Genomic DNA, 18967 nt, shown 5'->3' on the forward strand with positions numbered 1-18967 from the left:
TGTCAAATTAAGCTTAAAGCTAATAAGCACATTGACTATTAAATCAAGGAAAGTGAAAATGGGACTTAGCGATATTCTCTTGAATGAAAACCACAGAGAAACTTTTGTTGATGACTGTGTAAAGTTGATAGACCAACAAGTTGCAGCAGCGCCGGGATTGGGTGGTTTGGCTCTTAAAGCTGCCTACTCTACTGTCAAGGGCATACGGGCTGACTATTGCGCCCAAGTCCTCGATCAACTTCTGCCAGAAATCTCGATCGCACTCGATCCGATGTGGACTGAAGCCGTAAACAATGGCAACCCAGTAGAATATCTAGCCCAAAGAAAAGGTGAAGTAGCAGACGAATTGCTCCAGATAAGTGACAAAAGGGTCGAGAAAAGCACAAGATCGATGGTTAAAGGCGCCTATGCCAAACTCCGCCCTTCAGCCAAGAATTACGTGGAAAACGGAGTACCGGATTTAGCCGAAATTATTAATAAACATAGTGCGGCCTGATAAGTGAGCAACGGCTAAAAAACAGAATACCCAGATACCCGGCTTCTTCAAGAAATCGGGTATCTAAAATCCGACTTATTGGTAAGTTTGTAGTTAGGAGGGAGAGTCCTAATTTTATGCTTATCCATTGCCAATTACCCATTGATTGGCAGCCAATATTTTCAACATCGCCTGTCCGGTAATTCCCAACCCCAAAAACATTACAAACATCGCACTAATCGCCGGCAGAAATTTGACTGCTGTTATCTGTTTGGGCAGTTTATCAAAATTTCGTTTGGCATAAACTAAGATTAATCCGATCGCACTCAGCACTAAAGCCAATCCCAAACTAAACGCTACCACTAACGTCATTCCCAAACCAACATTGCCCAAAGCCGACGCACTCAACAGCATCACCAAAGCGGAAGGACAAGGCAACAAACCGCCGGAAATTCCCAACGCCAATAAGCTTTTCCAAGTAATAGCAGAACCGTCAGCACCGGGAGGCAAATGCGAATGAATCCGGCCGTCTCCGTGATGGTGGTAGTGGTGAGATATATCGGGTTTTACAGGCTTAAATTCTCGCTCCCAACTTCCTCTACTCAAAAGATTTACTGGTTCTTCACATTCTGCCGTAAAGACTTTATTCCTGAGAAACCAGTTTTTATTATTAAAAATTTTACTTTTGATTTTTTTGATAACTTCCGTCCTCACTACCAACCTAGTTTTGAGTTTTTCTAAGAGTAAGTTAAGGCCGATGAAGGCTACTAATAAACCTGAGATTAAACTCAGCCAAGGATCTAATTTTTCGGGGTCGATCAAGTTAGAAGCAAACAAAGTAATTCCGCCGACAGCAAACACGCCCGCAGTGTGAGTAATTGTAGTGGTCGCTGCTAGAAATAAAGCGTGTATCGGAGTAGCCCGCGAACCCACTAAATAAGCGCCGACTATGGTTTTTCCGTGTCCGGGCGACATCGCGTGCACGCATCCCCAAGCAAATGCTCCCGCTATTGCTAGCAGTAAACTCCAACCTGAATCCCAGATAGATTCCTTTCCCGCTAACAAAAAGTCGCGGTTTTGCGGCGTAAACACAAAGCTTTTTACAGCACCCGCTTGTACAATCGTAGCTTGGCAGCTAGCTGTCGGAACTTCTGGCAAAAACAGATTGTAATTAATTCGCAATTTCTCTGGTTTGGAGATGGAAATTGAGTCAGGTAAAGCGGGGGTTTTATCTTGAGAAGGTGCGGGCCAGGTGTAGTCTAAAATTAAGGTGCTGTGGGTATTCGGCTGCTGGATTAAGCTGGCGGTTTTAGCTGCTATTTCTAGCGGTTTTACTGCTACGGAGCCTTGAATGTTGCTACTGTTGGTGAGGCGGATTTGTTGGCTGAAAAACTTTTCTAGCTGTGTTTGGTGGCTGCGAACTTCAGCAGGTTGTAGCTGGCTGTCTCGATTGTCGTCGGCGAAGTTTGTTAAGCCAGTTGGGAAAGTTAATGTTATTTCGGTTTGTAAATCGTTGACTACTATTTCTGCTACGGACAAGTCTGCCCAGTGGGAGTAAACTGGTCGGGTTGAGGTTGTTAGTAAGAAGGAAAGTGTTAGGAAGAATAGGATGAAAAGTTTTGGCAGTCGGTTCATTTTGTACTGCATAAATACATTTTTTTCGGTAGTTTGTTTTGTTGTTTGTGATTTTTTAGGCGATCGCTCTTTTCGTGAGTCTCACAGTCCGCCGGGGATTGAAATCCCCGTCTCATAGCGAAAGTCGGTTGAAACCGACTAAAAGATTTTCTACTTTTTAGTGAAATCTTTTAGTCCTATGCAAGAGGAATTAAGCTTTCAACCCCTGGCGGATTGACGGAGTTGCAGCTATTAGTTAATCTCAAAATTCATAACTTCCTAAGCCCAATGCTTGGCGAGATCGATCGTCAAAATTCGGGTCAATTTCCTTGGACTTTTGAAAATAAGCGCGAGATTCGGTATCCTTACCTAAAGTCCGGGCGATCGCACCAGCCCGGTAAAACATACCCGCATCGCGAATGCCCGATCGCAATATTTCGGCCATCACTCGATCGGCTTTTTGCCATTCCCCAGCGGCGGAAAGCGCCCAAGCCAAAGTATCAAGCGTCACAGCATCCCGGCGAATTTTCACCTCCTCCTGCATTAACGCCAGCGCTTCGGTGACATCCTGCGATCGACCTTTTTCCAGCAGCAAACTTGCCAAATCGCGCCGGTGCCCGAAACCGCTAGATCCAGAAACCTGTTCCTGTCGCAGCCCAGCTTCTGCTTTGTCCCGAAGTCGCCGGGATTCGATCGCATCTCCCTGCAAATCCTTCACCCTCGCCATACCGCGATCGACAATGTGATCGAACACAGTCTCAGCCCCGCCAGAATACGCCGAAACCTTGCTGTAATAGCCTTCCGCCGCCCGATAATTGCCCTGCCGCGTCTCCAAATCCGCCAAATAAATCAGCGCCAGCGGGTATCGCGGCACCAACCGCAGCGCCTCCAAAAACAGCGCTTTCGCCTGCACAAACTGCCCACGACGCGCGTAAAATCGACCCAAGAGCGATCGGGCCCGCGCAGAACCAGCAACCTCTCCCGGTTCCTCCGCCGCCATTGCTTGGCGGTAATCCTGCAAAACCTCAGCATCTCGGCCCTGAGACTCTCTCACTAAAGCTCTCAAAGTGAGAGAACCCAAGTTGGGAATCCGGTTAACTAAGGCTTCTGCGGCTGCATTTGCCTCGCTCACTTTACCCATCGCTAAGTGAGATGTAACTAAAAGGGCGATCGCATCTTCATTGTCAGAACCCGCCTGTTTAGCAAAGCGCAAAGCAGTAGCAAAATCGTGTCTGGCTTCGGCAATTCGAGCTAAAACTAACAGCGCACCTTTGTTGTCAAAAGGCAAATCGGCGATCGACCTTTGAGCCGCCTGTTCTGCCAATAAAAACCAACCTCCCTCCCCAGTAGCGCGAGCCATTTTCAAATAAGATCCCGCCAGTGCCGCCCGGTTCAAACCGCTGCGGGAATCAACAGCCAATCGCTGCTGATAAAAAGCAATCTCTTGCTCAATTGCTTCCTTTTGATTGGGATTGTTTCTCAAACTTTCCGAGAAATGATAGCGGTAATTAGTATCTAGATTTTCGGGGCTTTTGTTAGAAAAATTATCTGAAATAAAACGCCAATTAGGAGGTAAATTCACTACTACCATCCCAACTAAAGGAACCACTATCAGCAGCCACCACCCGAAAACATCCGATTTTATTCCTTGTCCTATTTTTGTTTTCATATATCTGCGTTCATCGCCTTCATCTGCGGTAAAACATTCAAATTCTATAAAGTTGCGTGGTTATTGGTTATTAGTTATTAGCCAATAACAACTAACCAATAACCAATAACAACTAACCAATAACTAATTAGGCAAAGCCAAATAAGGAAAATTCGGTTCTAAGGGTTTGTGTCCCTGAGCCGGATTGCCCGGAGTTCCGTTATATGAAACGTTATCGCCAACCGGAGAACCCACCAAAGCTCCCAGAGTGATATCAATAACGTCGTCCATCAGCATACGACCTCCGATCAAGCTTCCTTGAGCATTTGTAGCGCTAGCATAGCCGCTGGTTTTTGTGGTATCGATCCGCATGACATCGGGTAAGAAAGCTCCGGCGATCGCATTTGGATCGACATTATCCCGACCGTCCAAAAGATCCACAGCATTCAGAGTAGCAACAGCTTCCTGCCGCACCGGAGCAGCAGCAGCGCTCAAATCCAATCTCGGAGGAATATTATTAAATGCTTCCAGATAAGCGGGAGTAACTATCAAACCTTCATTAATTGCAGGTCTCGCCAAACGCTCGAATTGTTTGAAACCACCAGCTCCATCCCGGATCGAAACTGTTGACCAAACATCAAAAGTATTGGCCCCAGTTCCTGCTTGCAAAAACGCTTTGGGAACGCGGACAGCAATTGTATTGACGTTGTAACCTTTAGTAAAGTCGATCGCTTGATTCGGTTGTTTAAAAGCAGTGCGCGGCCCCGTTCCCAAAGCTGCGGCGCGAACTCTAAAAAATTGTTCCACATCAAAGAAAAACGGGTCTTCGCGTAAACCCGCAAATACAGTCAAGTTAGAACCGCCCACAGGTACTGTATTCAAAACAGCATTAGAATTCAGCGGAGTTGTGGCAATTAGCCCGCCGTTAACTGTAGCCTTAGCAACAGTCTCCGAGCCGCCGCGAACAACAGTTACAGCTACCGCTTGCATACCTTGATTGTTAGGCGGACTGAAGGCAAACCGCAAGATAATATCAGAGCGTCCAGTAGGTGTAGAATTCACGTCACCTACCTGGGTGATGTGAAATTGGTAGAGGGCTGTAGTGCTGAAATAATATTGATAGCGGGCGACAGACCTGGGATTTGAATTCATGGTAAATACTAAATCCCCGTCCGCAGCACCGGAGTTTTGGTCTTTTTCGCGATATACGTACAGGTCAGTTAAATTAACCGCGCGACCTTTGATATCTACTTCGCCGTCGTCGTGGTCGGAAGCAACAATTATCCCTGGAGTTAATAGAGCAATTAGAGCTACTTCAATAGCTAGTATGGTTCGGCGAATTTTTTTTGTGAGCTTCACAGTTAGCACCTTTATTTCAATGAAATTTTTGCACAAATCAATGGTAAATAACCCGCATTCGCGGGTTTTACTTTTGTAGCAACAGGTTGAAATCTGTCAACCTGTGGCGCTTTTGCGCTGTTGCTGAGCCTTCTCCTATTGGTGGTATACGAAGGTTTGGCAATTTTGGATCTGTGCTTCAAGATTAATTTATGTGAAAAAGGGTGTTATTGAGGATTTACTCGTGCCCGAACTATGCTTGGGAATTTCTGCTCGGAGACAGAGCCTCCCTCGATCTAGTGGAGCCAGAGCATCGCTTATATGGGTTCCCAGGCTCTTCTTGGGAGCTAGGGAACAGAGCTTAGGAACGAGTTAATGTCGCGGTTTTGACCGAAAGCATCCAGGATACAAGCCCCCGGATTCATGCGTGGAGAAATAAAAAACCTGTATCCGATGAAACTTGCCCCCCGAATTTATCCGTAGGGTCAATGCTTCAATTCTTTAATCTCAAATCTCAAATCTCAAATCTCAAATCTCAAATCGATTGACTGTTCAGGCTGAGCGCATTTCTTCGTTTTGCATAAAGCGGATTGCTAAGTGTCAAAAAAATTACTAATCAGGTGGTAAAATTCAAGATAACTTGGGATTTTTCCAACTCAAAGCACGATAAAATTAGCCGGAAAAGGCATACTCCCGCTTGTACCCCCAACTTCAAACTTATAATTATGTTCTGTAGTGATATACGCCGAATTGTTAATTTTGGATCTGTGCAGTCAAAACAAAAATTTTTCGGTACACTGAGATGACAGGCCAAAAGTCAAGCGATGAATCGCTGCTCTTAGTGCAGATTGCCCGGAAAGACCAAACGGCATTAGCTAAACTTTACGATCGCTACGGTCGCCCAAGTTATGCTCTCGCTTACAAAATTCTGGGTTCGGTAGAAGAAGCTGAAGAAGTGGTAATCGATGTTTTTTCTCAAATTTGGCAAAAAGCAGCAACTTACGATCCTTCTCGCAGTCGAGCAGATACGTGGTTGTTCATGCTTACCCGCAGCCGTTCCCTCGATCGACTCCGAGCGATGCAGCGAACAGTCCGGGCGGCTGAAGCTTGTCTGGAAGATGCTAAAGTACCCATCTCTAGCGTTGCAGAACCGATGGAAGATGCAATGTTTAAAGAACGCAGGGAACAAGTCCAAGCAGCCTTAGAAAAACTGCCGAAGGAACAGCAAGAGGCGATCGAACTCGCCTACTACCAAGGGCTGACTTGCGCGGCGATATCAGCTAAAACTGGTATCCCGACAGGTACAATCAAAACCAGAATTCGCTTGGGTATTTCTAAATTGCGTCAAGCTTTGAGCGAACAATTTTAGATGGTCAAAAAACCCAATTTAAGTTGTTTAACATCAATCTAAGATTATGGCATCTCCAATCATCCATCTTGAGTGCGAGGGCCGCAGACCAATCTCAAAGTCAAAATCAACTTAGGCTGAATTACAATTAATGGCGGAAAACAGATGGAAATGATGCCAGACGAGGAATATAAAATCCTTGCAGCCCTTCAAGCTCTCGATATCCTCGACGAGTCAGAACGCGGCGTATTTGCAGAGAAATTGAAAGAGTCCGCAGAACTTACAAGTGAATTAGCTGCTTTGGAATCAACAATTGCCGCGATCGCGTACACAGCCCCCCCAGTTCCCGTCGCACCCGACCTGAAAAACCGCCTGTTACAGCGCATAGCCGAACTGCCGTCAACCCCGGCAGAATCAGTCAATATCAAGCCAATTGTTACCTCCCCAACAGAGGACAATGCTCCATCTTTAATCGTGCGATCGAATGATGTCAAATGGAAATATTATGGAGTTCCGGGAGTCTCGTTTGGCAAGCTTTATATTGACAAACAAAAGCGCGAAATTACCTGCTTGATGCGACTAGAACCCGGAGTAACATTTCCCATGCACCGACACGCTGCCTCGGAGGAAGTGCTTGTATTAGAAGGAGACTTAATTGTAGAAGGGGAAATTTGCCATCAAGGCGACTACATTCGATCGGTTCCCGGTTCCACACATTCGCCCCTGACACAAGGGGGATGTTTGCTGTTAATGAAAACTTCCCTAGACAACGAAATGTTCGTCTGATATTATGTTTGTTGAATTGCCGACAGCTTGGAGGGCGGGTTTATGTAGATTTTTAGTTAGAATTACAGATTGTTGGTGAAACCCGCCCCTACAATTATTTTGGTTAATTTACCGGACGCGATCTAACTCAAAAACACCCGCATTGCTCGCCATTCGGCGGTTAGAAATGCCAACTATATCACGTAATTACAATGCTAAAATACTCGCATATAACTGCTGTTTTGTCCGCCCTTATTATTATACAATTGGTTCCCAGCGACAAAAGCGCGATAGCCCAAGAACGCGAAGGATGTTTTCTTGTCAATTCAGTGGGAGAAGTAATTAACTTAAATTTGTTGTGTTCGCCTCAAGAATCCGACATTAAGCTGACAGGAAACGATGGGAAATTTCTCGAAGACTACAAACGCTTAGCAAAAAGCTACTCTCCCGAAGCCACGGATAATTTACTGCAAGCAATCCAAAGGGCTCCCGGTCAAAAAATTGCGGCCGCTAAAAGAATGTGTGCGGAAGCAAAATCGGGACTTTCTCTGCCGGAAGTTAAATTAAGAGCGATCGGGCAAGCTGCGAGTATCGAAAATCCAACTGTCAAAGAAAGTTTTCTCGCCGATGCGGATATTATTACCACCCTTGCAGCCAATCATTATTGCCCGGAATTAGCCAGTAAATAATATCATGAAATCTGTAGGGACACGGTAAGGCAGCATCTCAGTTTTTATTTGACAGGAGTGCAAGGGGGACGATCGCACTTCTAAAAAACCCTTTTTACAAAACTGAGATTCTCCCACAGTAATGCGGCGTCTTTACTTGTAGTTACAATATTAATTGTTATTTTGTCGGGCCACTATCCATGAAATTACCGCACATGAGATGAAACATTTAAAATCAAGTTCCGCCGACTTGCGGGATTTATTCAAAGACAGCATTACAGTTAAATACCTCGCGGAACCGCTGAAAGCTGTCCCCGCTTGCGAAGACGCAGCCAAATTGCGATCGTGGATGGAGGCCCGCGATTTTGACGTGCTCGGTATCGAAGAAAATGGCACGGTTTGTGGCTATGTAGAACGATCGCACTTAAAGACAGGCAAGTGCAGCGACTACCAGCAAATTTTTCACCCCTCACAATTAATTGCCGCTTCGACTCCTTTGATGGAATTGTTGCCGCTGCTGCGAGAAAAACCGAGATTATTTGTATTAGAAAGCAACAGGATCGACGGGATTGTTACCTGCGGCGATTTGCAAAAAGCACCGGTGCGGATGCTGCTGTTTGGATTGGTGACGCTTCTGGAAATGAATTTATTGCGGATCGTGCGGATCTACTTTCCCCAAGATTCTTGGCAAAAATTGCTTAAGGGCGATCGCATCTTAGCCGCAAAATACCTTTGGGAATTGGGGCGATCGCGGAATGAAGCAATTGACTTAATCGATTATTTGCAATTCTGCGACAAGCGAGATTTAATCCTGAGTTCGGTTGAAATAGTCGATCGGCTGGGGCTCAAATCCAAACGCTACGGGGAGCGTTTTTTAAAGTCAGCAGAGGCATTGAGAAACAAATTAGCTCACGCTCAAGATTTAATTAACGGTTCTTCTTGGCCGGAAGTAATTTTTTTAGCTCAGGAAATAGAAGCGCTTTTGCAGCGTTGCGAAGAAATTGAAATGGCCGCACCTAATGAAGTAGAGAGCATTTAATCCTCGTCTCTTAGAGAGATATTTTGTTTGTTGAGTTGCCATTTCACTCGCCTATTTTGATAGAGGAAGGTGCGCCGAAGCGCACCCTAGATTTAGTTTTTAATTTTTAGTTTCCTGTTAGTATACTGAGGAACCCAGCCTTGAGCAGTGGTGTAATACTGCAAGGCTTTCAAGTACAACGACGGAGTGAGATAAAACCAATGTTCGGTATTGGCAGGCACTTTAATGTATTCTTCAGCTTGCAGCATTAATTGTACCTGAGAGCCGTTAGAATACACAAACCCAAAAACGCATTCCCCAGCTAAAATGTGAAGAACTTCTGCATCTGTGTGGGTGTGAGTGCGATCGCTTTGAGTCATCAGCGCGTAAATCTGCTGCGAACCTGGATGCAGCACTTTTAAGTCGCACCACTTATATCCGCTGGCGCGCTTAAACTGTTCAAACTCGCTATTAAATGCTGCGAGAATCTGCTGTTTTTCTGTAACATTGAGAATGTCTTGAACTAGCAGTTCTTTAAACGCCGGATTTTCGTTTGTGGGCAGGGAATCGATCTCAATATTTAAAACTGCCAGTTGACTCGCAATCGCCCGGATATCCGTATATGTTCTACCGTCTTCTAGTTGCAGAACAGCCATATTACCACCTAATGTTTTGAGCTTTGAGGGAAATTTAGTTTCCATTTTCTAAGCTACTGTTTTAAGCTTTCGTCAAAAACTAAACTCCTGCTTATTTTCAATAATAGCCGATCGCTAAAATCCTATATCTCACTTCATAATCATCAAAGAATTACCACACATGAGATGATTTGTTGAGTTATTTAAGTTTTATTTCTAATTCTCAGATTCGGGCTGGAAATGCAGATCCATAGGCTGTGGCTATTTTTTAGGGTTCGATGTTTAAACGGGCGATCGGTAAAACACCGCCTACAGCATGAAAAGACAGAAACACAGCCTCAATCTATAAAAATCTCGTCAGATTAGCTTACAATACAAGACTAAAGCTCAAAATTACGGCGCAGCCTAATTGCTGCTACTTTTATGTCTCTACCTATAGTTGCTATTATTGGACGCCCCAATGTAGGCAAATCGACGATCGTCAACCGTTTAGCCAACACCCAAGACGCGATCGTCCACGACGAACCAGGAATCACGCGCGATCGCACTTACAGACCAGCATACTGGGGCGATCGGGAATATCAAGTCGTAGACACCGGCGGGCTAGTATTCGACGACGAGACAGAATTTCTGCCTTTAATTCGCGAACAAGCCATGGCAGCCCTCGCAGAAGCCAGCGCAGCCATTTTCGTAGTAGACGGACAAACCGGCCTCACCGGCGGCGACGAAGCGATCGCATCTTGGCTGCGGCTGCAAAAAGTCCCAGTCATTCTCGCCGTCAACAAATGCGAATCGGAAAATACAGGACTCACCCAAGCAGCCGACTTTTGGCAATTGGGAATGGGAGAACCTTACCCAATTTCCGGCATTCACGGCAACGGCACCGGCGAATTGCTTGACAAATTAATTACTTACCTTCCCACGGAAGTATTACCAGAAGTTGAGGAAATTAAAGTAGCAATTATCGGTCGTCCCAACGTCGGAAAATCGAGTTTGTTAAACGCATTTCTCGGAGAAAATCGCGCCATAGTCAGCCCGATTTCCGGCACAACCCGCGACGCGATCGACACCTTAGTAGAACGCAACGGTAAAACCTACCGCCTGATTGACACAGCCGGAATTCGCAAAAAGAAAAACGTCGAATACGGCGCAGAATTTTTTGGCATCAACCGCGCTTTCAAAGCCATCCGCCGCGCTAACGTCATACTATTAGTAATTGACGCAATTGACGGCGTTACCGATCAAGACCAAAAATTAGCCGATCGCATCAGCCAAGAAGGTCGCGCCTGCATCATAGTCGTCAACAAATGGGATGCCGTAGAAAAAGACTCCGACACCATCTACGAGTACGAAAGAGAAGTCAGAACCCGACTTTATTTCCTCGACTGGGCAGAAATGATTTTTGTTAGCGCCATGAGTGGACAGCGAGTTGAAAAAATCATTGAATTAGTAGACAAAGCCTCCGACGAACACAAACGTCGCGTCCCTACCGCCGTGATTAACGAAGTCATAGAAGAAGCCACAACCTGGCACTCAGCCCCAGTTACCCGCCAAGGAAAACAAGGCAAAATCTATTACGGTACTCAAGTGCGATCGCAGCCACCGACAATCGCCCTATTTGTCAACGATCCCAAACGCTTCACCGAAAATTACCGCCGCTACATGGAAAGCCAATTCCGCAAACACCTAGGCTTTACCGGTACACCAATGCGGCTACTTTGGAGAGGCAAAAAAGTTCGTGCCACCGAAATGAGTACAACAAACAGAGCACTGCGCGTCAAGTAATTTTCGATTTTAGATTAAAGAAAAAACGCAGTTTAATAATCAAAGCAAATTGCGTTTCTTTCTTTTCTATTCCTTCTTTCTCTTCCTTCGCGTCCTTTGCGTCTTCGCGGTTCAATAAATTTATATTATTAAAAATCTAAAATCGACAAAATGGATTTATTGCGCTCGCTCCCCATTGGACTATACCTAGAACAACCAGTAACCTGGCTTCACAGGCTAGACTCCCGCGTCAAACTAGCCTGGTTGATGACATTTCTGATTGCACCAATACTCGCCAATCCCATCTGGCGGTTGATGCTAGTAGGAATGTTAATCGTACTGACACTAACAGCAGCAATTCCCTTGCGCGTGTGGAAACAGCAAATGGGAATGCTGCTGCTATTCTGCCTATTAGTATTTGGCCTCAGCGCGATCGCCCCCGACGGACTCCCCGCAGAACACCAGCCCCGCATCCCCGCCGACGAATTAACCTTTTCCCAACAGCCGGCAACTCTTCGGGCCCCTGAAAAGCCCAAACCCTGGTACCAATCTTTTAACTTAGGCTCAAACTCCCCAATCCCCAATCCCAAAGCCCAAAGCCCAAATCAACTCCCCCAACCCACAAACTACCGTTACGTTGTATTCAAACAAGGCCCGATTAAAATCACCCGCAAATCCCTAGATTTAGCTATCAACGTCAGCACCCTATTTTTCACAGTAATTTACAGCACCAACCTCTACCTCCTTACCACAGCCAGCGAAGAAATTACCGCTGCCCTTGAAAACTTAATGCAGCCCTTGCGCCGCTTGAACTGGCCTATTACCGAAATAGCCTTAACATTAACTTTATCTTTGCGATTCATTCCCCTAGTATTGGAAGAAATACAAAATTTAGTGCGATCGGTCAGAACCAGAGCGATAAACTGGAAAAAACTCGGATTTCGCAGCGCCGCTCAAGTGTGGTTGATGATAGCAGAGCGGCTGTTAGAAAACTTGCTCCTGCGAGCTGAACAAATTGCCAGCGCCATGAAAGTTCGTGGCTTCACCAGTCCCGATCGACACCGTGTAGAATGGCACCAGTTGCAATTGAAAATCCGAGACTGGATCGCCCTCGGCTGCTTGCTCGTCCTCTGGAGCGCCCGCTTGGTTTGGGGTTGGGACAGTTGACAGTTGACAGTTGACAGTTGACAGTTGACAGTTGACAGTTGAGGATATTGAAAAGCAGAATCTCATATCCCACAAAAGCGTCAATACTAAGTCAGTCCTTATAAATTTTAGGTTGAAGCATTAGGAATGATTGGTTGCACACTACTGCTAAAGTAATGGAGACAAATATTTAGAGAACCAAGACCTTGAACATCTATCTTGGGACAGATATCGTATATGTTCCGCGCATTCAAGCCGCATTAGACCGGTTTGGCGATCGCTTCCTCGAAAAAGTTTACACGCCCGCCGAACAAAGGGATTGTGGGCAACTAAATTCTCAACACAGCAGCATTAAAGGTAAAATGAATCGAGTTTCCTGCAACCAACTAGCGGGGCGCTGGGCGGCAAAAGAAGCCGTTGTCAAAGCTCTAGGCACGGGATGGCGGGGAATACGGTATGCAGATGTGGAAATTCGGCGCTCCGAAAACGGTGCTCCAAACGTGCAACTGCACGGAACCGCAGCAGCACAAGCCTCTGTTTGGGGAAATTGCCAGTGGCAATTAAGCCTCAGCCACGACGGAGACTATTGCACGGCTACGGCTATCGCCCTTTGTAGCCCGCCGTCAAACAACGCCGTCGGGCGATCGAGCGAAACTAAAATCTAAAATCTAAATCTTTAATCTAAAATTGATAGATTGTGAGTGTGAATGACTACCGAAACTTACCTGAATCATCCAAACTTTGGCCTCCTCTTCAGGGTATCCCAGGTTGAAGACAGCCAAGAATTATTTACCACCCTATACGCCCAGCGCCTGTTTTTCTTGGTGACAAACGGCCCCGGTGGCCTGAGATTTGAACCAATCAGCCGCTCCGACGCTCGCCTCATGGTCGAAATTCGCCTGCGAACCCTGCGTCGCAGCGGTCAATATCACGAGTACGACCAATTGCAGACCATTCACCAGCGCACATTTCAATAACGAAAATCATTGACACTCCCCACGCATAGAATGCGGGGGATTCTTCTCTCACAGGCTCGACTCTAGACCGATATTACTATCGATCCCCGATAGAACGCCTCCAGAAGCAGTTTTACTCACGGGCTGCCCGACCGCAAGGATACCTCTGTCTCTAATTACTTGTGCTGCTGCTGTATCGCGATCAGTGGTGTACCCGCACGACTGACAACTATGGATTCTGACATCCAAGGTTTTCTTACCAGTATGGGTTCCACATTGGGGGCAAATTTGACTCGTATAGTTTTTATCAACACGAGCAAAATACACCCCGCGCTTCCAACACACATGAGACAGAATCGAGAAGAATTGACCATAGGCTGCATCGAGAGTATGTTTACCGAACATCCCCTTTGCCCAAGCCTTAAAATTGATATCCTCAACGAATATCATTCCTGCTTGGTCACATAACCGATGAGCTAATTTATAGTGCCAATCCTTTCTGGTATCACTGATTTTTTGATGAATTCTAGCAATCTTTTTCTGGAGATTAAGCCAATTATTAGACCCTTTTCTTTGATGCTTTAATCTTCGTTGCAGTGATTTCAACTCGCGGTGAAGTGCCTGAAAAAATCTCGGTCTGTTGACTAATTCTCCATCTGAAGTTGCGAGGTATTTGTCAAGCCCAATATCTACCCCTAATGGATGTCCTGACGGTGGGCGAGCGGGCAGGTTGACTGCTAACTGGTAGCTCAGCATGACAAAATATCCTGATGCCCTTTTAACTACTCTAATTTGCTTGAGTAGAAAACCCTCTGGTGTGGGTCTAGACATTTTCATCCTTACCCACCCAATAGACGGCAGGTTAACCTTTCCATTCTCCACTGCTGCATCCTTAACAGCCGGGAAAACAAACGAGCGCATCCGTTTTTTGAAGCGAGGAAACCCATGCCCTCTATCCCACATTGCCACAAATGCCGACTCTAAAACCTTTAAAGTTTGCTGCAATACTTGCGAATGAGGGGTCTTTAATTCGGGACAATGCTTCTTAGCTTCTGCCAAACCTTTGCACTGACTAGCATAGGTTGGTCTAGGAGTATCCGGTGAGATAATATACTCACCAACTATCGAACAAGCATTAACAGAAGACTTACGAGAATTAACCCAATCTTTCCGTTCTCGCAAGGCATAGTTATAAACCTGACGACAAACAGACAACCAAATCTCAAATATTTGAACTTGAGATTTGGTCGGACGTAGTTTGTACTCGTGAGTTACTGTTAGCATGATATAATCATATCATGCTTTTAGAAATCAACCAGGATTTTTCTAAGACTGTAGGCGGCCGCATCCGCTGCCGAGTTCATCCCCACGCCTGAAGTCGGGGGCTTTCCTCTCGTTTTCCGGTAATTTGGTAATTGGTAACTGTCTTAATTTTCCTTCCCTCCAGTCAAGAGCGTTGAGCACCCATGACCATAGCCTCTCGAATTAACAGCATTCGCCAAGACTTGCCCGAATCAGTGCGGTTAATTGCCGTTAGCAAACAGGTACCGACTGATGCTATCCGCGAAGCATACGAGGCCGGCATCCGGGATTTTGGCGAGAGTAAGGTTCAAGAGACGGCCGAAAAACAAAGCCAACTGCAAGATTTACCGGATATCAACTGGCACTTAATCGGGCACTTGCAAGCCAACAAAGCCGCCAAGGCCCTAGAGCATTTTCAGTGGATTCACTCTCTCGACAATTTAAAACTCGCTCAGCGACTTTCGCGCTTGGCGGGGGAAATGTCCTGCTCTCCCCAAGTTTGCCTGCAGGTCAAAATGTTGCCCGACCCGGACAAATACGGCTGGAGCGTTCCAGAACTGCTGGCCGACCTTTCAGAACTCAGCAAATGTCAGCATATCAAAATTCAAGGTTTGATGACAATTCCTCCGCTGGGATTAGATGACTCGCAAATCCTAGAATTATTTAACAGCACCCGCGAACTTGCACAGAAAATCCAGCAGCAAAATTTGCCCTGCATTCAAATGCAGCAGCTCTCGATGGGGATGTCGGGAGATTATCATTTGGCAATTCAAGCAGGTGCTACTATGGTACGGCTAGGACAAACCTTATTTGGCTCTAGGAGGGGATAAATAATTGAAATCTTCTGATAAAGACAATTTGGGTTAAATATAGAATAGTCAGCTACCCGCGACTAACGCGCAACGCGAGTATAGTCGGGGCAGCAAAGTCGTGAAGGAGCGTAAATCATGAATATTTTTTCTAAACTGCGAGATTTTGTAGGCATCAACAATGAGCCTGAGTACGATGACGTTTACGACGAAACGGAAGGGGAGCGCTATCAGAACTTCTACCAAGCGCCTGAACCCAACCCCGCTGCCGTCGCAGCAGAAGAAGAACGTCGTCAAAATCGTAGAATGCGAGAGCGGTCAGTAGTAGGATCGACAGGTATGGATGTCGTTGCACCAACCGGGGGAGTAGGGTCAGTAATGAATAACGTGATTGGAATGCCTGGAGCTATGAACGGGATTTCGGAAGTAGTAGTAATGGAGCCGCGCACTTTTGAAGAGATGCCGGCAGCAATTCGAGCCCTTAAGGAACGGAAGTCTGTGGTTTTGAACCTGACGGTGATGGACCCAGACCAAGCGCAAAGAGCTGTGGACTTTGTGGCGGGCGGTACTTATGCCCTTGACGGTCATCAAGAGCGAATTGGCGAAAGTATTTTCTTGTTTACGCCTAGCTGCGTGCAGGTGAGAACTCAGTCTGGTGTGGTTCACGAAGTGCCTCCTGCTCAAGGACGCCCTCGTGCTGCTGCTCCTGCACCGACAGTCTGGCCGGCAGAACAAGCTCCAGTAGCTCAGTAGTCTGTTGACTGTTGACTGTTGACTGTTGACTGTTGGCAGTTGACGGTTGGCAGTTGGCAGTTGGCTATTGAAAAATAACTAATAACTAATAATAACTAACTAATAACAACTAACTAATAACTGACTAATGACTAATATAAAATTTGGTACGATCGGCGGCGGGGTAATGGGAGAAGCTCTCTTATCCCGCTTAATAGCAGAAAAAGTTTATTTGCCTTCAGAAATATTGGTGAGCGAGCCTGGGGTAAAGCGCCGCGAGTTTTTGACTGAGAAATACGGGATTGGAACAACAGCCAGCAATCTAGAAGTTGCTGCGGCTACAGAAGTGCTGTTTTTGGCAATTAAACCCCAAGTTTTTGATACGGTAGCTTTGGAGTTGGCGGTGGCGGCCGATCGCAAACAGGGAAATAATGGAGAAACGGCTAATTCCCAGCCAGAAGCGCTGGTAGTGTCGATTTTGGCAGGAGTGCCACTCAGCAAGCTCGAACCAGCCTTCCCGGGGCGGGGAGTGCTGCGTGTGATGCCCAATACTCCAGCAACGGTAGGAGCGGGCATGAGCGCGATCGCCCCGGGAAAACTTGTTCAACCGGCTGATTTAGAATTGGTAAAGCGCATCTTTCAGGCCGTAGGAGAAGTGGTAGAAGTACCTGAGAGTATGCTGGATGCGGTGACAGGGCTTTCGGGTTCCGGGCCTGGTTATGTAGCAATTTTGATAGAAGCCTTGACAGATGGCGGAGTTTGTGCTGGACTGCCACGGGCGATCGCCTCTCAATTAGCTTTGCAAACTGTCTTCGGTACAGCGAAGCTAATGCAAGAAACGGGAATGCACCCAGCCCAATTGAAAGATCAAGTTACAAGTCCCGGCGGCACAACTATTGCGGGAATTGCTAAATTAGAGAGTAGCGGCTTTCGTTCTGCGCTGATCGAAGCAGTGAAAGCAGCTTGTTTGCGTTCTCAAGAATTGGGTAAATAAAAACAGAGAATTTAAGATGGCTTATAGCGACTTCAAGCTGAAGGAACTTGTCAAGCAATTTGACTTAACTCTTAACGAAAATCAAGATTTATTTGCCGATATATCAGAAGTAGAATCTAGCGAAATCCTGAAATTAGCGTTGAAAGAAAACGCAGCATTAGCAGTAGATATAAATACGGAAAAAGCTCGTTCCGAACTGATTATCGCACCAATTTTACTTGAAGTTAGGCGGCAATTAAATTATCAAATCGGTCTATTTTCCGGTTCCGAGTTTAATGTAGCTCCTGAAAAAGGATTAAATGGAACCTGTGATTTTTTAATGAGTTTGTCAGCGGAACGGCTGTTTATCAGCGCTCCTGTGATTACCCTTGTTGAAGCTAAAAAAGAAGATATTAAGGCTGGTTTCGGGCAGTGTACAGCCGAGATGTTGGCGGCTCAGTTATTTAATGAAGAAGAGGGAAATCAGATTCCGGTTATTTATGGAGCCGTGACATCGGGTACTGTGTGGAGATTTTTGAAGTTAGAGGGCAATATTGTTTCTATTGATGCGATCGAGTATTATCTGACGGATGTCGGAAAAATTTTAGGGATTTTATTAAGCGCGATACCTCCTTCCCCGACTTCGCCGAAGTTGTAGGGGGATCTAACAGGGCGATCGCATTTTACATTCACAGGAGTTATCTCATGTCCGGTCGATTACCATGATTCCTGTAGGGGCGGGTTCACCAATAATATTTGCCAAAAACGGACAATCTCAAAAACCCGCCCCGGCAATTGTATTATGGGCGATTGATCGACATAATATTACGCATCAATACCAAAAAAACCGGGTTTTTCCTCAGTGTTAAAAGCTAAAATTAACTATTTCCCTAAAAAACCCGGTTTCTGTATCTAGAACTAATTCAGCAACGGAGGAAACGGCAATGCCGTTTCCCTACCCCAAAATAATCAATCTTCCTGGCTCGGATGTAACCATCACCCGATTAATTTTAGTGCCGTGTACTGACTGTCGGTAATATCAATCGCTAGCTGCTGTTTCCAATTTCTCTCCAATCCTTGGTTCAGTACCGTTCAATAGTCGCTGAATATTGCTCCGATGTCGCACAATTACAAATACGCCGCCCGCAAGTCCAAACAATACATAAGCTAGCGGCTGATGTAAAGCAAACATCAATCCAGCAACGCTAATTGCCCCGATAATCGAACTTAAAGAAACAATTCGCGATACCGCAAATACTATCCCGAAAATTCCGAAAGTTCCCAAACCAACAGGCCAGTACAAACCCAGCAAAACTCCCAAACTCGTAGCCACAGATTTACCGCCGGTAAACCCCAGCCAGATTGATTTGCTGTGGCCCAAAACAGCCGAGAAACCAGCCAAAGTTGCCATCCAAGGGAGGACAGTTGCAGTATTTTCTAAACCTGCGGCGGTTGCTAGCTGGCTGGTAAAAGTGAGAGAGTAGATGTAGCGGATGAGGACGATCGCACTTACCCCCTTCAACACATCCACCAACAAAACCCCCAACCCCGGCCACTTCCCCAAAGTCCTCAGTACGTTAGTCGCACCAGTCGAACCCGAACCAACCTCTCGAATATCAATTCCTAGCATCCATTTCCCCAAGGCGTACCCCGTAGGAATCGAACCAAGCAGATAAGCTGCTATTAGCAATGCGCCATTTAAAATTATCCAGCTAGCCATTTTTTAATTTGAGATTTCGTGTACTTTTAAAATTTGCAACCTTTCCCCTAGCATAA

At 46.0% G+C, this 18967-nt stretch carries 19 protein-coding genes; 13 read left to right on the plus strand and 6 right to left on the minus strand.

All coding sequences use genetic code 11. The features are described from left to right. Positions 1-58 precede the first annotated feature (58 nt). Complete coding sequence (locus tag QUA43_RS15390; RefSeq protein WP_333375021.1) at positions 59-496, plus strand: DUF6918 family protein; 438 nt, start codon at positions 59-61, stop codon at positions 494-496. Between the two features lie 120 nt (positions 497-616). Here the strand turns inward: QUA43_RS15390 and QUA43_RS15395 are convergent, their stop codons facing one another. The 3 genes from QUA43_RS15395 to QUA43_RS15405 all read right to left on the minus strand — a co-directional run bounded on the left by QUA43_RS15395 (position 617) and on the right by QUA43_RS15405 (position 5096). Then, positions 617-2110, minus strand: a complete 1494-nt coding sequence (locus QUA43_RS15395; RefSeq protein WP_333375022.1) for a HoxN/HupN/NixA family nickel/cobalt transporter — start codon at positions 2108-2110, stop codon at positions 617-619. A gap of 241 nt (positions 2111-2351) precedes the next feature. After that, entirely contained in the window at positions 2352-3758 is a 1407-nt protein-coding gene (locus QUA43_RS15400) for a tetratricopeptide repeat protein (protein WP_333375024.1), read from the minus strand. Positions 3759-3881: 123 nt separating this feature from the next. After that, complete coding sequence (locus QUA43_RS15405) at positions 3882-5096, minus strand: DUF4331 domain-containing protein (protein ID WP_333375026.1); 1215 nt, start codon at positions 5094-5096, stop codon at positions 3882-3884. 781 nt (positions 5097-5877) lie between these two features. On the opposite strand from QUA43_RS15405, the gene QUA43_RS15410 reads away from it, so the two are divergent. The 4 genes from QUA43_RS15410 (at position 5878) to QUA43_RS15425 (ending at position 8895) form a co-directional block, all read left to right on the plus strand. Beyond that, the gene (locus QUA43_RS15410; protein ID WP_333375027.1) at positions 5878-6444 is read left to right on the plus strand and encodes a sigma-70 family RNA polymerase sigma factor; all 567 of its coding nucleotides are present in this window, start codon (positions 5878-5880) and stop codon (positions 6442-6444) included. Positions 6445-6594: 150 nt separating this feature from the next. Continuing rightward, positions 6595-7209 carry a cupin domain-containing protein gene (locus tag QUA43_RS15415; RefSeq protein ID WP_333375029.1) on the plus strand — a complete coding sequence of 205 codons (615 nt, stop codon included), beginning with the start codon at positions 6595-6597 and terminating at the stop codon, positions 7207-7209. A gap of 191 nt (positions 7210-7400) precedes the next feature. Beyond that, positions 7401-7877: a DUF732 domain-containing protein gene (locus QUA43_RS15420; protein WP_333375030.1), complete on the plus strand. Its 477-nt coding sequence runs from the start codon at positions 7401-7403 to the stop codon at positions 7875-7877. A 199-nt stretch (positions 7878-8076) separates the two neighbouring features. Continuing rightward, entirely contained in the window at positions 8077-8895 is an 819-nt protein-coding gene (locus QUA43_RS15425; protein ID WP_333375032.1) for a hypothetical protein, read from the plus strand. Between the two features lie 92 nt (positions 8896-8987). On the opposite strand, the gene QUA43_RS15430 is transcribed toward QUA43_RS15425, so the two are convergent. Further along, positions 8988-9575 carry an acireductone dioxygenase gene (locus QUA43_RS15430; RefSeq protein WP_333375034.1) on the minus strand — a complete coding sequence of 196 codons (588 nt, stop codon included), beginning with the start codon at positions 9573-9575 and terminating at the stop codon, positions 8988-8990. Positions 9576-9932: 357 nt separating this feature from the next. Here QUA43_RS15430 and der point away from each other — a divergent pair, with 357 nt between their 5' ends. The 4 genes from der (at position 9933) to pipX (ending at position 13396) form a co-directional block, all read left to right on the plus strand. Further along, positions 9933-11294: a ribosome biogenesis GTPase Der gene (gene der, locus QUA43_RS15435; protein ID WP_333375036.1), complete on the plus strand. Its 1362-nt coding sequence runs from the start codon at positions 9933-9935 to the stop codon at positions 11292-11294. 150 nt (positions 11295-11444) lie between these two features. Further along, the gene (locus QUA43_RS15440) at positions 11445-12440 is read left to right on the plus strand and encodes an energy-coupling factor transporter transmembrane protein EcfT (protein WP_333375037.1); all 996 of its coding nucleotides are present in this window, start codon (positions 11445-11447) and stop codon (positions 12438-12440) included. A 185-nt stretch (positions 12441-12625) separates the two neighbouring features. Then, the gene (gene acpS, locus QUA43_RS15445) at positions 12626-13084 is read left to right on the plus strand and encodes a holo-ACP synthase (RefSeq protein WP_333059107.1); all 459 of its coding nucleotides are present in this window, start codon (positions 12626-12628) and stop codon (positions 13082-13084) included. 42 nt (positions 13085-13126) lie between these two features. Next, on the plus strand, positions 13127-13396 hold the full coding sequence (gene pipX / locus QUA43_RS15450; protein WP_333058020.1) for a transcriptional coactivator PipX: 270 nt from the start codon (positions 13127-13129) through the stop codon (positions 13394-13396). Between the two features lie 48 nt (positions 13397-13444). Here pipX and QUA43_RS15455 read toward each other — a convergent pair whose 3' ends face one another. Continuing rightward, complete coding sequence (locus QUA43_RS15455; protein ID WP_333375038.1) at positions 13445-14659, minus strand: transposase; 1215 nt, start codon at positions 14657-14659, stop codon at positions 13445-13447. Positions 14660-14841: 182 nt separating this feature from the next. On the opposite strand from QUA43_RS15455, the gene QUA43_RS15460 reads away from it, so the two are divergent. From QUA43_RS15460 to QUA43_RS15475, 4 genes are all read left to right on the plus strand, one after another. After that, positions 14842-15507, plus strand: coding sequence for a YggS family pyridoxal phosphate-dependent enzyme (locus QUA43_RS15460; RefSeq protein WP_333375040.1), 666 nt, complete (start codon positions 14842-14844; stop codon positions 15505-15507). A 117-nt stretch (positions 15508-15624) separates the two neighbouring features. Continuing rightward, positions 15625-16239, plus strand: a complete 615-nt coding sequence (locus QUA43_RS15465) for a cell division protein SepF (RefSeq protein WP_333375042.1) — start codon at positions 15625-15627, stop codon at positions 16237-16239. Between the two features lie 127 nt (positions 16240-16366). Further along, a complete protein-coding gene (gene proC, locus QUA43_RS15470) occupies positions 16367-17212 on the plus strand; it encodes a pyrroline-5-carboxylate reductase (protein ID WP_333375043.1) in 846 nt (281 codons plus the stop codon). Between the two features lie 16 nt (positions 17213-17228). After that, positions 17229-17849 (plus strand): hypothetical protein, encoded by a 621-nt coding sequence (locus tag QUA43_RS15475; RefSeq protein ID WP_333375045.1) that lies wholly within the window; start codon positions 17229-17231, stop codon positions 17847-17849. A gap of 381 nt (positions 17850-18230) precedes the next feature. Here the strand turns inward: QUA43_RS15475 and plsY are convergent, their stop codons facing one another. Beyond that, positions 18231-18911, minus strand: coding sequence for a glycerol-3-phosphate 1-O-acyltransferase PlsY (plsY, locus tag QUA43_RS15480; RefSeq protein ID WP_333375046.1), 681 nt, complete (start codon positions 18909-18911; stop codon positions 18231-18233). Positions 18912-18967 lie beyond the last annotated feature (56 nt).

Origin of the sequence: Microcoleus sp. N9_B4 (genome assembly GCF_036701635.1) — a bacterium.
Taxonomy (GTDB): domain Bacteria; phylum Cyanobacteriota; class Cyanobacteriia; order Cyanobacteriales; family Microcoleaceae; genus Microcoleus.

Coding starts and splice junctions, on each gene's coding strand:
- QUA43_RS15390 (WP_333375021.1), top strand. CDS start 59: ATGGGACTTAGCGATATTCTCTTGAATGAAAACCACAGAGAAACTTTT.
- QUA43_RS15395 (WP_333375022.1), bottom strand. CDS start 2,110: ATGAACCGACTGCCAAAACTTTTCATCCTATTCTTCCTAACACTTTCC.
- QUA43_RS15400 (WP_333375024.1), bottom strand. CDS start 3,758: ATGAAAACAAAAATAGGACAAGGAATAAAATCGGATGTTTTCGGGTGG.
- QUA43_RS15410 (WP_333375027.1), top strand. CDS start 5,878: ATGACAGGCCAAAAGTCAAGCGATGAATCGCTGCTCTTAGTGCAGATT.
- QUA43_RS15415 (WP_333375029.1), top strand. CDS start 6,595: ATGATGCCAGACGAGGAATATAAAATCCTTGCAGCCCTTCAAGCTCTC.
- QUA43_RS15420 (WP_333375030.1), top strand. CDS start 7,401: ATGCTAAAATACTCGCATATAACTGCTGTTTTGTCCGCCCTTATTATT.
- QUA43_RS15425 (WP_333375032.1), top strand. CDS start 8,077: ATGAAACATTTAAAATCAAGTTCCGCCGACTTGCGGGATTTATTCAAA.
- QUA43_RS15430 (WP_333375034.1), bottom strand. CDS start 9,575: ATGGAAACTAAATTTCCCTCAAAGCTCAAAACATTAGGTGGTAATATG.
- der (WP_333375036.1), top strand. CDS start 9,933: ATGTCTCTACCTATAGTTGCTATTATTGGACGCCCCAATGTAGGCAAA.
- QUA43_RS15440 (WP_333375037.1), top strand. CDS start 11,445: ATGGATTTATTGCGCTCGCTCCCCATTGGACTATACCTAGAACAACCA.
- pipX (WP_333058020.1), top strand. CDS start 13,127: ATGACTACCGAAACTTACCTGAATCATCCAAACTTTGGCCTCCTCTTC.
- QUA43_RS15455 (WP_333375038.1), bottom strand. CDS start 14,659: ATGCTAACAGTAACTCACGAGTACAAACTACGTCCGACCAAATCTCAA.
- QUA43_RS15460 (WP_333375040.1), top strand. CDS start 14,842: ATGACCATAGCCTCTCGAATTAACAGCATTCGCCAAGACTTGCCCGAA.
- QUA43_RS15465 (WP_333375042.1), top strand. CDS start 15,625: ATGAATATTTTTTCTAAACTGCGAGATTTTGTAGGCATCAACAATGAG.
- proC (WP_333375043.1), top strand. CDS start 16,367: ATGACTAATATAAAATTTGGTACGATCGGCGGCGGGGTAATGGGAGAA.
- QUA43_RS15475 (WP_333375045.1), top strand. CDS start 17,229: ATGGCTTATAGCGACTTCAAGCTGAAGGAACTTGTCAAGCAATTTGAC.
- plsY (WP_333375046.1), bottom strand. CDS start 18,911: ATGGCTAGCTGGATAATTTTAAATGGCGCATTGCTAATAGCAGCTTAT.